This window comes from Micromonospora sp. NPDC023869 (genome assembly GCF_055559695.1).
In genome coordinates this window covers 135,392-147,787 of the sequence record NZ_JBVHKD010000013.1, presented here as the reverse complement: position 1 = coordinate 147,787, position 12,396 = coordinate 135,392, and the positions used below count along the sequence as shown (strand labels likewise).

The window sequence follows — 12,396 nt, the reverse complement described above, 5'->3', positions numbered from 1 at the left end:
CGCTCACCTCCCCCGGTCCGACACCGTCAGGTACGCACCGGACCGTTGCCGGACCAGCCGGTCGCCGTGTCGCCGTTCTCCGCCTCGTACCTGGCCAACAGCGCGGCCAGATCTTCCACGCGGCTGCCATCGCCGACCGCCAGCTCCCGCAGGCCGGTCAGCACGTACCTCGCCAGCGGCAACTCGCGGTCCAGATCGGCGGCGACCGCCTCGTCGACCTCGCCGCGCACGCTGAGCACGACCGGGGTGTTCGCGCCCACCTCACCCTCGAACGTCTCGACGACCGCCTGCATGTGCGCGAAGTAGGCGGCGAACGCCTCCTGTCGCAGCCGGTCCGTGTCCGCCGAGAGCGGGGCGCTCACGTCCGGCTCCCGGTGCCGTCGCCGCTCGTGTGCGCTGCTCCCCCGGCCGGTCGAGACGCGGCCGGCTCGGCGCCCGGCCACGGGTCGTTCACCAGCCGGAGCGCGTCGCGCATCATCGACTCGAAGTCGGCCTCCCCGTTGATCATGTCGAGGACCGGCATCCCGGGCGGCAGGACCGAGGCGAAGGCCGCCGCGACGACGGCCTGGGCCTGCTGTCGGGCCTCCCCGATGGTGTCGACGAGCAGGGTCGCCAGTTCGGCCGAGGGCATGCTGCGGTACGACCGGCTCAGGAACCGGACGTCGACGAGGTCGCCACGGCTGTTCACGGTGACCGTGATGACCCGGTTCTTCGACGTCACGCTCGTCTCGCCACCGTCGAGTCGGGCCTGCACGTCGGCGATCGCCGCCTGGCTGGCCGCCAGCTCGGCGTACGCCTGCTCGATCTGGTCCTGCATGGGACCTGGCATCTCGTTCCCCTTCCGCTAGTTCCGGCGCCGGGTGGTGTCCCGGTGCGTCGGGCCGTACGGCGATCCCGGGCCGCGCGACGGTACGGCCGGTCGGCCGGTGCGCGTACCCTCACCGGAGTCCGCCTCGCCGATGTCGTCTCTTCCGATCACGGCCGGTGCGCAGTCGGGATCGGTGCCCCACACCTCTTCCTCCTCGGCGAGCCAGGTGGTGCGTTCGCGGTCTTTGTCGTTGTCGCGGCCGCCGCCCTGTCCCATGCCACCCATCGGCGGCATCATCGGGAAGCCACCCATGCCGCCCATGCCGGGTATGCCGACGCCGGCGGCACCGGCCGCACCGGCCGATCCGAACGGTGCGCCGGCGGTGAAGCCGCCGCTGGTGACCGCGCCGGTGCCGGTGCCCGCCACACCGGCGAAGCCGGGCAGGGCCGAACCGGCCACGTAGCCAGGCGGCGGTTCGCCGATCGGGCCGATGACCGCGCCGCCGTTGAGGCCGCCCGACGAGCTGCCGGAGTCGAAGCCACCGGAGCCCACACCGCCGACCGCGTCCGGGTCGACGACCGAGGGGTGCGGCGTGGACGGCGGGGTCAGGCCACCCAGGCCGCCGCTGCCGCCGGTCGGCACACCGCCGGAGGCCGAGCCGTCACGGCCCGGACCGCCGACGACGCCCGAGTCACCGCCCGACGGGTTCGGCGTGGATGGTGGGGTGAGGCCGCCCAGACCGCCGCTGCCGCCGGACCCGGATCGGGAGCCGCCGCCGGACCCTCCGCCACCGGGCGTTCCGCCCACCACACCGCCACCCAGGCCGGGCAGGAAGGTGCCGGGACCGACCGAGCCGCCGCTGCCGACCGGGCCGACCCCGCCGCCCGTCCCGTCGCCGATGCCACCGGTACCGCCGCCCAGACCGGACGGGTCGAAGCCACCGGCGGACGGCCCGCCGGTGAACCCGCCGCCCGCGCCACCGCCACCGAGCTCCCCGCCCGCGCCGCCACCGGATCCCCCCGCCCCCAGGCCGGACGGGTCGAAGGATCCACCGGAGCCGGATCCGGTCTGTGCACCGTCCGGACCGCCGCCGAAGCCCGCACCGCCCGGCCCACCGCCGATGTCCGCGCCGCCGGAGCCCCCACCACCGAACTCCGCGCCGCCGGAGCCGCCACCACCGCCGCCGAAATCCGCGCCGCCGGAGCCGCCACCACCGCCGCCGAAATCCGCGCCGCCGGAGCCGCCGTCGTTCCCGCCACCGCCGAAGTTGGCGCCGCCGGAGCCGCCCCCGCCCGGCCCGTTGCCGAACGGGTTGTCGTCCTGCGGCGAGTAGTAGACGCCCCGGTACAGCGGGAAGACCCCGCGTCGCATCGCCTGGATCGTCTGGTCGAAGCTGGTGACGAGGGCCTGCGTGGCGTTGAGCGAGGCGAGGTTCAACGCCTCCAGGTTGCTGACCCAGGTGGACTTCATGCCGTCGTTCAGTTGGGTCCAGCCGTCGTTGCTCATCAGGTCGTACGTGCCGAGACCCTGGTCCGGGAAGGAGAAGATCCACGGCTGCTCGGGCCCGGCCGTCCACGTCCCGCTGCTGGTGCGGGCGTCGTACTCGTCGACCTGTCGCTCCATGGAGCGCAGGACCTCCCAAACGAGCGTGTTCGGGTCGTGGTACCGGTATGCGACGAATGCGTTCCAGGCGTTCTCCATCGCGGTCTTGAAGGCGTTGACCGCGTTGCCGTTGTCGTTGAGCAGTTGGACCCAGTCACCCTGTTCGGTGATGTTCTCCTTGAGATAGAGCATGGTCCGGGCCATGTCGTCCATGGCGAAGACGAACGCGTCGGCGGCCGACCCGTCGAAGCCGGCCCGGTCCTGGTCGATCCGGTCGACCACCGCCCGGACGGTGGGTTGGCCGCCGTTCATCAGCCAGTCCGTCACCTGCCAGTAGAGGTGGGCGGCGTCGAAGAAGGTCTGTGCGTCCAGGAACTCGTTGGCGCGGATGCCGGAGACGATCGGTCCGCTGGCGGTCACCGTCTTCTGCGAGTGGTTGGCCGGGGAGTTGTCGCCGCCCTCGAAGAAGGTGACCCAGCCACGGATGAGCTGGAAGTACATCCGGGAGTCCCGGCCGCCGTGCCGGCGTTTGCGATAGAGGGTGATCCGGTTCCAGCCCTCCTGGTCGCCGGGCATCCAGTGGTTCCACGGGCTCTGGTTGCCGTTCTCGGTCACCTGCCAGAACGAGGTGTCGAGCTGTAGCCAGGTGTTGCGGGCCGCGACTCCGGGGTCCGCCTGTTCCTCGGACCCGAGCACGTCCCGCAACGCCGGCATCCACTCCATGGACCGGCCGGCGGTGGGACCGCCACCAGGCTGGGTCATGTTGTTCCCTCCGTTGTCGCAGGTGTGCCCGGGTCCGGGGCGCGGGTCAGAAGGCCGGGAGGCGGGCGCCGAACTCGGCGACCGACATCTCGTTGAGCGTCTCGGCGCCGTCGGTGAGCGCCATGAACGAACGCAGCTGCTGGCCACGGGTGGCGGACAGGGTGCCGATCTCGTTCAGCCGCGCCTGGATGTTGGCGCCGTTGGTGCGGATCAGGTTGCCGACGGTCTGTCCGATCGCGAAGTTCTGGTGTCCGGGGCGGATGACCAGGGTGTCGATCGGGCCCTTCGCGGCGGCGGGTGCCTCGGTGGCCAGGGTCATGTTGACGGCGACGAAGTCGTTGAGCATGCCGTCGTCGACGTGGATCGGCATCGTCGTACCCCGTTCAGAGGTTGCCCTGGAACAGGGCCGCGCCCTGGGCGTCCGCAACCTGGTACGTCTCGCGGATCCGGTCGATGGCGGCGGCACCGGAACCGAGTGAGTTGTTCATCGTCGTCATGCCGCCCTCCCAGACGGTCTGCGCCGCCCGGTACGACTCGGCGGCACCGCCGAGGTTCATGGTGATGAACCGGTTGACGACGGCGTTCAGCTCGTCGAGTGCGTTGTCGATCGACCGGGTGACGCCGCGCAGCTCCTCGCCGCTGCCGAGCAGACCGTCGGGGTTCAGGCCGTAGGTAGCCATCGGGATTTCCTTTCGTTCGGGTGCGGAGGAGGCGGTCAGTCGCCCTGGTACCAGCGGGAGTGCGTGGAGGTCTCCTGCTCGGCGTTGCTGGTGGCCTGGAGGTACTGGCCCATCGCGGTGCGGAGCATCTCCAGGCCGTTGCGGACCTGGTTAAGGCCGCCGCGCCAGTTCGCCAACTCCTGTCCGTAGAGGGTGCGGGCCTCGCCGTGCCACTGCATCGACGAGTTCACCGCGTCGACGCTGGCGTCGGCGGCGTTGCAGTTGGCCATCGCCACCTCGAACGCCGACAGCAGCTGGCGGATGGTCTGTTCGTCTACTTCGGTCTGTGCGGGCATCTCGCTCTCCTTCGTGTCGGATGTCCGGTCCGTGCGGCGTCGCGGGCGCGGCGCCGGTCATCTGCGGGCCAGTTCGGGGTCGAGCAGTGGTCCGGTCGGTAGCAGGTCCAGCAGGGCCCTGGTCACCGTCGCCGCGCCGTCCGGGGGGTAGCCGAGGGTCTCGGCGACGGACGGATCGGCGAGCGGGTACTTGATCCCGGCATCGGTGACGAGGAAGTAGCCGGTGCCGGGAAGCTGTCCGGGTCGACCGAGCCGGATCAGGCCGCCGACCCCGGCAGCGATCGACACGGCACCGGCCGTCTGGGCGGTGCGGGTGATGCCGGTGCCGTCGACGGTGCGCGCGCCCGGCGAGGTCAGCGGCGGTCGTGACGTCACTCCGATGCCGCCGCCGTCGGTGTGCTGCACGCACCAGACGCGGCCCGGTCCGGGGTCGGCGCGGGTCGGCGGGGTGGACGGCAGGTCGGCGGCGACGGTCGGCTGTGTGGAGACCGGCAGCCGGGCCAGTTCCGCGGGGCTCAACGCGGTGGGTGCCACCGGCGTCGGCCCGTACGCCCGGGCCGTGTCCGGGTCGCTTTCCACCAGTCCGTGGGCCAGCGGGCCGAGTTGGCTGAGTCCGTCGCGTTGCAGCAGGTAGTGACGTTCGGGCAGGCCGGCGACGCGGACCACGAAGAGCTGGCCGATGCGGGTGGGACGACCGTCCACCTCCGGTCCCGGTCGGCCCCGGTCGGGTACGGGCACCGGTGCGAGGTCCGGGCCGACCGGCAGTTGCTCCAGCCAACCCGGCTCGACCAGGACGGGTACGCCGTCGTAGCCGAAGGCCCGGCTCAGCCAGTCGCGGGTCAACGCGAAGCGTCGTCCCTGCCAGACCAGGAACGTCGGGCCGGCCGCGACGCGGGCGACCATCGCATGGTCCGCGGGAAGCGGGGTGCCGGTCGTCGACCGGTCGACCGCCAGGGTGGTCGTGGTGGCCTGGGTGCCCGCGCCGTCCCGGATCGCCCGCGCACACACGTGCCAGGTGGTGCCGTCGAGCGCTCCGGGTGCGGGCAGGGCGTCGGGGGCGCCGACGATGCCGAGCGGGCGTCCGCGTGGCACGTCGGCCAGTGAGCGGCCGGAGACCGAGACGACCTTCGGGGAGGCGCCGAGGATCAGCCGGGCGGAGGTGTAGTTGAGCACCGGGCGCAGCGCGCCGTCGACGAGGACGTACCGGCTGCCGGTCTCCTTCTCGACGACGAGTTGTCGGGGTTGTCGCCAACTGTCGGCACCGCCGGGACGCAGGAATCCGTAGACCGCGAAGCCGGCGACGACCAGGGCGGCGACCAGCAGCCCGGCGAGGCTGCCGACCAGCATTCGGCGGTGCGGGTTCTCCGGTGTCTCCGGCTCCCCCGCCACCAGGGCACCGGTGAGCCGGCCCAGGACGTACGACTGGGCCTGCACCTGGTCCCGACGTGACTGCACGGCCCTCAGCCGCCCAACGCCCGGGCGAAGGCGTAGACGTCCAGGACGGCGAGCAGGACCGGGAAGACCGCGACCATCGCCAGGGTGTGGGTCAGGTCGCCGACGCGTCCCCAGTACGGCATGAGCCGCCGGCCGGGCAGGGTTCGGGCGGTGGTGACCAGCAGTGCCGCGCCGATCGGCACCAGGAGCGCCGGCACCAGCAGGCGCGGCCAGCCGGTGCCGGTGGTGCTCAGGTGCAGCAGCACTGTGGCCAGTCCCACCACGGCCGGTCCGCAGAGTGCGAGCCGGTGCCATGCGCTGGTCATCGGGCGGGCGGCGAGCAGCCGTACGGCGGCGACGAGGACGACCAGCGTCGTGGCCGCCCAACCGTCGGCGGCACCGACCAGCGTCAGGGCGCCGAGCGTGACCGTGGCCAGGCCGGCGTGGAGCGCCGTCATGTAGCGGTCGGCGGTGGCGGTGCGGGCGAGCAGTGGTTCGCTCGGCTCCGGGTCAATGCCTTCCTGTAGGTGCTCGGGCTGGACGGGCAGTGGTTCGAGGTGCAGTCCGGCCAGGCGGAACGCGAGCAGGGGAACGGCCGTACCGGCGATGGTGGCGGCGACCGCGACGACGGCGGCGGCCCGGACGGTGCTCATCGGGACGAACGCGGCGAGTGCGGCGCCGGCAGCGGTGAACAGGGCTGCGGTGAGGACGGCGGCGAAGAGTGGACCGGCCCGGCCGAGCAGGATCCGGCCGAGGGCCGCGGTGGTGAACACGGCGGTCGCGGCGACGACGAGCCGTGGTCCGTCCACTATCAGCGCGGTGTCCGGGCGGCCGATCTCCGGCACCAGCAGACCGGCGAGGCCGGCGTGTGCGACGGCGGCGACCAGGAACACCGTTCCGGCGGCCGGGTCGCCGACGGCTCGGGTGAGGGCGAACGCGGCGGCCAGGCAGCCCAGCGCGAGCGCGGCCGCGCAGAAGAGGCGGGGTACGGGTGGGCCGGGCGCCGCCAGCACGGCGGCGCCGGTGCCGAGCAGCACGGCGAGTACGCCGAGCGCCGCCCAGCGCACCATCTGCGGTCGCCACAGGCCGGACCGGGCGCGGGCTCCAGTGGCCACACCGTCGATCAGGTCGTCGAAGTCGACCGGCGGGATCTGTTCGGCGCGCGGGCGCAGGTGCACCGTGTCGCCGTCGCGCAGGCCGAGTGAGGCGACGGTGCCGTCCTCGTCGAACGGTGGTGCGCCGAGGCGTTGCAGCACCCAGCCGCCGTGCAGCAGGCCGGTGTCCGCCAGGTCCTCGCCGAGGTGGTGCAGCAGCGCCGGCAGCAGGTCGGCGACCAGCACCTGGGCGGGTACGGCCAGCTCGATCTGCCGGTCCGGTCCGCAGACGACCAGTCGGCACATCTGCTCACCAACGGCGATGCTCATGCCCTCTCTACGGGCCGTCTCCGAGGCGGTTCAACGAAGGTGCGGAATATTTTTCTGACCCGCCGACCGGCCCGGCGCGTAGTAGGACGCACGCGGGCGGTCGGCAGGGGCCGGCCCGCAGCGGGACAGGAGGCGGACCGTGACCACAGTGGTGTTCCGGCGACCGGCGCGACGCAACGGCCCGGAGATGCCGGCCGGCGAGATCAGCCTCCAGGAGCCGCCGGAACTGCCCGAGACGCAGTCCGGCGGGCTGCGGCACGTCATGACGATCATGCCGATGATGCTGATGTCCGGCGTCATGATGCTGATGTTCGTCGGCGGTGGTCGTGGCGCGATGACCTGGGTGATGATCGGCCTGATGATGGTCGCGATGGGCGGGATGCTGGTCGGTCAGATGGTGGGGGCCGGCGGTGAGCGTAAGCGGCGGCTCGGCGGCGACCGCAGGGACTACCTGCGCTACCTGGCCCAGAACCGCCGGCGGGTGCGGCGGACCGTGGCGCAGCAGCGGGACGCCGGCGCGTGGCGGCATCCCGACCCCGGTGCGCTGTGGTCGGTGGCGATGACGTCGCGGCGGTGGGAGCGGCGGGCCAGCCATCCGGACTTCCTGGAGGTGCGGTTGGGCACCGGTCGAGCCCGGTTGGCCACCCCGATCGTGCCGTTGCAGACCAAGCCGATCGAGGACCTGGAGCCGTTGTCGGCGAAGTCGCTGCGCCGCTTCATCAAGGCGTACAGCACGCTTGAGGAGCAGCCGGTCGCCGTGTTCCTGCGCGGCTTCGCCCTGATCCGGTTCACCGGTGACGCCGACGGTGTCCGAGCGGTGCTGCGCGCCATGGTCACCCAGCTGGTGACCCTGCACGCACCGGAGGAGGTGGTGGTCGCGCTCTGTCTGGGTGGGGAGGGCGCCGCTGCCTGGGAGTGGGCGAAGTGGCTGCCGCACGTCCAGCATCCGGTCGAGCAGGACGCGGCCGGGGCCACGCGGCTGGTGGCGGAGAGCATCGAGGGGGTGGAGCGGCTGCTCGGTGAGGGTTTCCTCGCGCGCCCGCGCTACGAGCAGGGTGCCACGCCGAGTCGCGACGAGCCGTACGTGCTGGTCGTCTGCGACGGTGGGCGGATCCCGACCGGGGCCCGGATGACCTCCGGCGGTTACCGCAACGCCGTGCTGGTCGACATCGGCGTCGCGCCGGCCAGCACTCCCCGCCATCTGCTCTGGCTCGATCTGGTCGAGGACCGGTTGGAGATGGTGCGGCACGACGCGGTCGGTCGGGAGAAGCGGTCGCCGTTGGCCCGCGCCGACCGGCTCAGTGTCGCCCGGGCCCGGGCGGTGGCGAGGATTTTGTCGCCGTACCGGCTCGGCATCGCCACCGAGCCGGTCGCCGAGGCGCTCGACTCCGACTTCGACCTGGGGGCGCTGCTCGGGGTCGCCGACCTGAGTCGGCTCGACCTCGACGCCGTCTGGGCGCCCCGGTCGGCGACGGACCGGCTCCGGGTGCCGATCGGGGTCGACTCCGACGGCGCGCCGGTGGAGTTGGACCTCAAGGAGTCCGCGCTCGGCGGGATGGGCCCACACGGCATGTTGATCGGGGCCACCGGCTCGGGCAAGAGCGAGCTGCTGCGTACCCTCGTGCTGGCGCTCGCGGTGACGCACTCCAGTGAGACGTTGAACCTGATCCTGGTGGACTTCAAGGGCGGTGCCACGTTCCTGGGGCTGGACCGGTTGCCGCACACCTCGGCGGTGATCACCAACCTGGCCGACGAGGCGGCGCTGGTCAGCCGGATGCGTGACGCCCTGCACGGGGAGCTGGTCCGCCGGCAGGAGCTGCTGCGGCAGGCCGGTGGCTACAGCTCGGCGTTGGACTACGAACGCGCCCGGGCGCAGGGAGCTCCGCTCGATCCGCTGCCCACGCTGTTCGTCGTGGTCGACGAGTTCAGCGAACTGCTCGCCGCGCACCGCGACTTCATCGACCTGTTCGTCATGATCGGTCGGCTGGGGCGGTCGCTCGCGGTGCATCTGCTGCTGGCCAGTCAGCGCCTCGACGACGGTCGGATCGCCCAGTTGGAGTCGCATCTGTCGTACCGGATCGGGCTGCGGACGTTCTCGTCGATGGAGTCGCGGGCGGTGATCGGTGTGCCGGACGCGCACGAGTTGCCCAGTCAGCCCGGCAACGGCTACCTGCGAACCGACGTGTCGACGCTGATCCGGTTCAAGGCCGCGTACGTCTCCGGTGCGCACCGACCCCGGGCCGTGCGGTCCCGGCAGGACGTGGTGCAGCGGCAGTTGGTGCCGTACCTGTTGGAGCACGTGCCGTACCGCACTCCGGTGGAGACGCCCTCGGCGGCGGAGGTCACACCGGACGAGGCGGACGTGGCGTCGCCGAGTGTGTTGTCGGTCGTGGTGTCGCAGCTCACCGATCAGGGGCCGCCGGCACACCAGGTGTGGCTGCCGCCGCTGTCCGCCGCCCCGACGCTGGACCAGTTGCTGCCGGCGCTGGCCCCGGATCCACAGGCCGGGCTGCGGGCTGCGGACTGGCCCGGCGTCGGGCGTCTGGCGGTGCCGGTGGGGTTCGTGGACAAGCCGTTCGAGCAGGTCCGGGAACTGATGGTGGTGGACCTGGCCGGCATCGGCGGGCACGTGGGCATCGCCGGTGGTCCGCAGAGCGGCAAGAGCACGCTGCTGCGGACGGTGATCTGCGGGCTGGCGTTGACCCACAGTCCGGCACAGGTGCAGTTCTACTGTCTGGACTTCGGTGGGGGAACGTTGTCGACGATCGCCGACCTGCCGCACGTCGGCAGCGTCGCCGGCCGACTGGAGATCGACCGGGTGAGCCGGATCGTCGCCGAGATCAGTGCGCTGGTCACCGAGCGGGAGCGACGCTTCGGCAGTCTCGGCGTCGACTCGATGGCCACCTACCGGCGGGCTCGGGCCGAGGGCACCATCACCGACGACCCGTACGGTGACGTGTTCCTGGTGGTCGACGGCTGGTTCACGTTGCGGCAGGAGTTCGAGTCCGCCGACTCCGCGATCCGGCAGATCGTCGCGCGGGGGCTGAACTTCGGGGTGCACGTGCTGCTCACCGCCGCCCGCTGGTCCGAGGTCCACCACGGCATGCGGGACCAGCTCGGCACCCGGCTGGAGCTGCGTCTCGGTGACGCCGTCGACTCCGCCATCGACCTGCGGATGGCGGCCACGGTGCCGCACCTGCCCGGTCGGGGGTTGACCGCGCAGAAGATGCACTTCCTCGGCGGGCTGCCGCGAATCGACGGTTGCGGTGAGGCGGAGAGCGTGGCCGAGGGTGCTCGGGATCTGTCCGCGTCGGTGCGGGACTTCTGGGCCGGGCCGCCCGCCCCGCCGGTGCGTACGCTGCCCGCGCTGCTGCCGGCCGGCGAGTTGCCGCCGCCGGACGGCGACCTGCGGGTCGCTCTCGGCATCGACGAGGAGCGGATGCAGCCGGTCTGGCACAACTTCGAGGAGGTGCCGCACCTGACCGTCCTGGGCGACACGGAGAGCGGCAAGACCAGTCTGCTGCGCCTGCTGGTCGACGGGGTGACCCGACGGTTCACGCCGAAGGAGGCCCGGATCATGGTGGTGGACTACCGTCGTCGGCTCTTCGATTCCGTTCCCGGTCCCTACCGGCTCGGATACTCGGTGTCGCCGGGGGCGACGAAGGAGACCGTGGCCAGCGCCGTCGAGGGGTTACGCAGCCGGATGCCGGGCAACGACGTCACCCCGGAGCAACTGCGTCGCCGCGACTGGTGGACCGGGCCCCGGCTGTTCGTCTTCGTCGACGACTACGACCTGCTCGCCGGTCACGACAGCCCGCTGGCACCGCTGATCCCGTTCCTGCCGCAGGGCACCGACATCGGTTTCCATCTGGTCCTGACCCGGGGTGCGGCGGGGGTGATGCGGATGTCGATGGATCCGCTGATCCGCCGTCTGCAGGAGACGAACAGCCCGGACCTGGCGCTGTCCTGCCCGCCGTCGGAGGGGCCGCTGCTCGGCAACACCAAGCCGCGCATCCTGCCGCCGGGGCGGGCGCTGCTCTGCACCCGCCGGGGGCATCGACTGATCCAGACCGGGTGGACGCCGCCGCCGGAGCTGTCGCCGCCGGCCGGTGCGGTGGCCGGTGTCGCCGGATGATCGGTGGTCAGCGCGGGTTCCACCGGCGTCGTCGCCCGCGCCGCAGGACCGCGATCGAGGCCAGTGCCACGGCGGTCGACAGGAGCAGCGCCGTTGCCGCGACGGCGGCGCGGCGGACCGCCGGATTCTGCGCCGGAACCGGCGCCAGGACGACCGGTGGTACCGGTCCGCGGGCCGGGGTGCCGGCCAGCGTCGGGTCGATGACGGCGACCGCCGCGTACGGGTCGACGGTGCCGGCGCCCAGCCGGGGGTCGCCCGGTGTCGGGGGCGGTTCGGCGGTGAGCCGCAGCCGCTCGCGTACCTCTGCCTGCGTCAGCTCCGGGTGGTACGACCGCACCAGCGCGGCGGTCCCGGCGACGTACGCGGCGGCGACGGCGGGACCACCGACCCGGTAGTGGCCGGTGCCGGCGGGTGCGACGCTGACCGCGCCGGTGGCGGGCGCCACCAGGTCGACGCCGGCGGACGGCGGGCTGTCCTCGGTCGGTACGCCGTCCGGGTCGATCCCGCCGACGGCCAGCACCTGCGGGAACGCGGCCGGATACCAGGCCGGTGGCGCGGTGGCCGACGACGGCGTGCTCCGGTCGCTGACGGCGGCGACCACCACGATGTCACGGGCGACGGCCTCGGCGACCGCGGAGGCGAGCCGGTCGTCGGTGCCGGGGCGACCGGCGCCGACCAGGATCACGTCGGCGCCGAGGGTGGTCGCGGCCCGGATCCCGTCGGCGAGCCCGGTCGGCGGCACCCGCCCGTCAGGGCCGGTGATCCGGATCGGCAGCAGCGTCGCCGCCGGGGCAATCCCGACCACCGCGGTGCCGTTGACCGGGCGGGCGGCGACGATGCCCGCCAGTGTGGTGCCCCGGCCGAGACAGTCCCGGTCGGCCCGGCCGCCGTCGGTCACGTCCCGGCCGGCCGTGACCGCTCCCCGCAGGGCCGGGGCGGTGGCGCTGACCCCGCTGTCGACCACGGCCACGGTCACCCCGGCGCCACGGCTCAACGGCCAGGCCGCCGACGGCCCCAGTCGGGCCACCGCCCACGGCATCCCCGTGGCGGTGACCGGTGACCCGCCGACGCACCCGTCGGTCACCGTCGGCAGGGCCGGCGGTTCGTTCTGTCGGGCCTGGGCGGGAGCCGCCGGTACGGCCAGCGCCGTGACCACGACACACGTGCCGAGCGCCGCTCGGGAGACCGTTCGTCCGACGGGCACCGCCGTCTCCTC

Annotated in this window: 10 protein-coding genes; 1 reads left to right on the top strand and 9 read right to left on the bottom strand. The window is 72.9% G+C overall.

Going from position 1 to position 12,396, the window contains the following annotated elements; genetic code table 11:
* Positions 1-26: 26 nt before the first annotated feature.
* From ACZ31C_RS27940 to eccD, 8 genes are read right to left on the bottom strand one after another with little or no spacing between them, the layout of a single operon-like run.
* The gene (locus ACZ31C_RS27940; protein ID WP_465797808.1) at positions 27-362 is read right to left on the bottom strand and encodes a hypothetical protein; all 336 of its coding nucleotides are present in this window, start codon (positions 360-362) and stop codon (positions 27-29) included.
* The gene (locus ACZ31C_RS27935; RefSeq protein WP_465797807.1) at positions 359-829 is read right to left on the bottom strand and encodes a YbaB/EbfC family nucleoid-associated protein; all 471 of its coding nucleotides are present in this window, start codon (positions 827-829) and stop codon (positions 359-361) included. The genes ACZ31C_RS27940 and ACZ31C_RS27935 overlap by 4 nt, the downstream gene beginning before the upstream one ends.
* A gap of 15 nt (positions 830-844) precedes the next feature.
* The gene (locus ACZ31C_RS27930; protein ID WP_465797806.1) at positions 845-3,172 is read right to left on the bottom strand and encodes a hypothetical protein; all 2,328 of its coding nucleotides are present in this window, start codon (positions 3,170-3,172) and stop codon (positions 845-847) included.
* A gap of 46 nt (positions 3,173-3,218) precedes the next feature.
* Positions 3,219-3,542 (bottom strand): hypothetical protein, encoded by a 324-nt coding sequence (locus ACZ31C_RS27925; RefSeq protein ID WP_465797805.1) that lies wholly within the window; start codon positions 3,540-3,542, stop codon positions 3,219-3,221.
* A gap of 13 nt (positions 3,543-3,555) precedes the next feature.
* Positions 3,556-3,852, bottom strand: a complete 297-nt coding sequence (locus ACZ31C_RS27920; RefSeq protein ID WP_387256962.1) for a WXG100 family type VII secretion target — start codon at positions 3,850-3,852, stop codon at positions 3,556-3,558.
* A 35-nt stretch (positions 3,853-3,887) separates the two neighbouring features.
* Positions 3,888-4,187: a hypothetical protein gene (locus ACZ31C_RS27915; RefSeq protein WP_465797804.1), complete on the bottom strand. Its 300-nt coding sequence runs from the start codon at positions 4,185-4,187 to the stop codon at positions 3,888-3,890.
* 57 nt (positions 4,188-4,244) lie between these two features.
* The gene (gene eccB, locus ACZ31C_RS27910) at positions 4,245-5,642 is read right to left on the bottom strand and encodes a type VII secretion protein EccB (protein WP_465797803.1); all 1,398 of its coding nucleotides are present in this window, start codon (positions 5,640-5,642) and stop codon (positions 4,245-4,247) included.
* A gap of 5 nt (positions 5,643-5,647) precedes the next feature.
* The gene (gene eccD, locus ACZ31C_RS27905; RefSeq protein WP_465797802.1) at positions 5,648-7,045 is read right to left on the bottom strand and encodes a type VII secretion integral membrane protein EccD; all 1,398 of its coding nucleotides are present in this window, start codon (positions 7,043-7,045) and stop codon (positions 5,648-5,650) included.
* A gap of 187 nt (positions 7,046-7,232) precedes the next feature.
* Here eccD and eccCa point away from each other — a divergent pair, with 187 nt between their 5' ends.
* The gene (gene eccCa, locus ACZ31C_RS27900) at positions 7,233-11,180 is read left to right on the top strand and encodes a type VII secretion protein EccCa (protein WP_465797829.1); all 3,948 of its coding nucleotides are present in this window, start codon (positions 7,233-7,235) and stop codon (positions 11,178-11,180) included.
* Positions 11,181-11,187: 7 nt separating this feature from the next.
* Here the strand turns inward: eccCa and ACZ31C_RS27895 are convergent, their stop codons facing one another.
* The gene (locus ACZ31C_RS27895; RefSeq protein WP_465797801.1) at positions 11,188-12,384 is read right to left on the bottom strand and encodes a S8 family serine peptidase; all 1,197 of its coding nucleotides are present in this window, start codon (positions 12,382-12,384) and stop codon (positions 11,188-11,190) included.
* Between the last annotated feature and the right edge of the window lie 12 nt (positions 12,385-12,396).

Excerpts from the sequence above, each read along its gene's own strand:
- ACZ31C_RS27915 (WP_465797804.1), bottom strand. The coding sequence starts at position 4,187 with ATGCCCGCACAGACCGAAGTAGACGAACAGACCATCCGCCAGCTGCTG.
- ACZ31C_RS27925 (WP_465797805.1), bottom strand. The coding sequence starts at position 3,542 with ATGCCGATCCACGTCGACGACGGCATGCTCAACGACTTCGTCGCCGTC.
- eccCa (WP_465797829.1), top strand. The coding sequence starts at position 7,233 with ATGCCGGCCGGCGAGATCAGCCTCCAGGAGCCGCCGGAACTGCCCGAG.
- ACZ31C_RS27920 (WP_387256962.1), bottom strand. The coding sequence starts at position 3,852 with ATGGCTACCTACGGCCTGAACCCCGACGGTCTGCTCGGCAGCGGCGAG.
- ACZ31C_RS27930 (WP_465797806.1), bottom strand. The coding sequence starts at position 3,172 with ATGACCCAGCCTGGTGGCGGTCCCACCGCCGGCCGGTCCATGGAGTGG.
- ACZ31C_RS27935 (WP_465797807.1), bottom strand. The coding sequence starts at position 829 with ATGCCAGGTCCCATGCAGGACCAGATCGAGCAGGCGTACGCCGAGCTG.
- eccD (WP_465797802.1), bottom strand. The coding sequence starts at position 7,045 with ATGAGCATCGCCGTTGGTGAGCAGATGTGCCGACTGGTCGTCTGCGGA.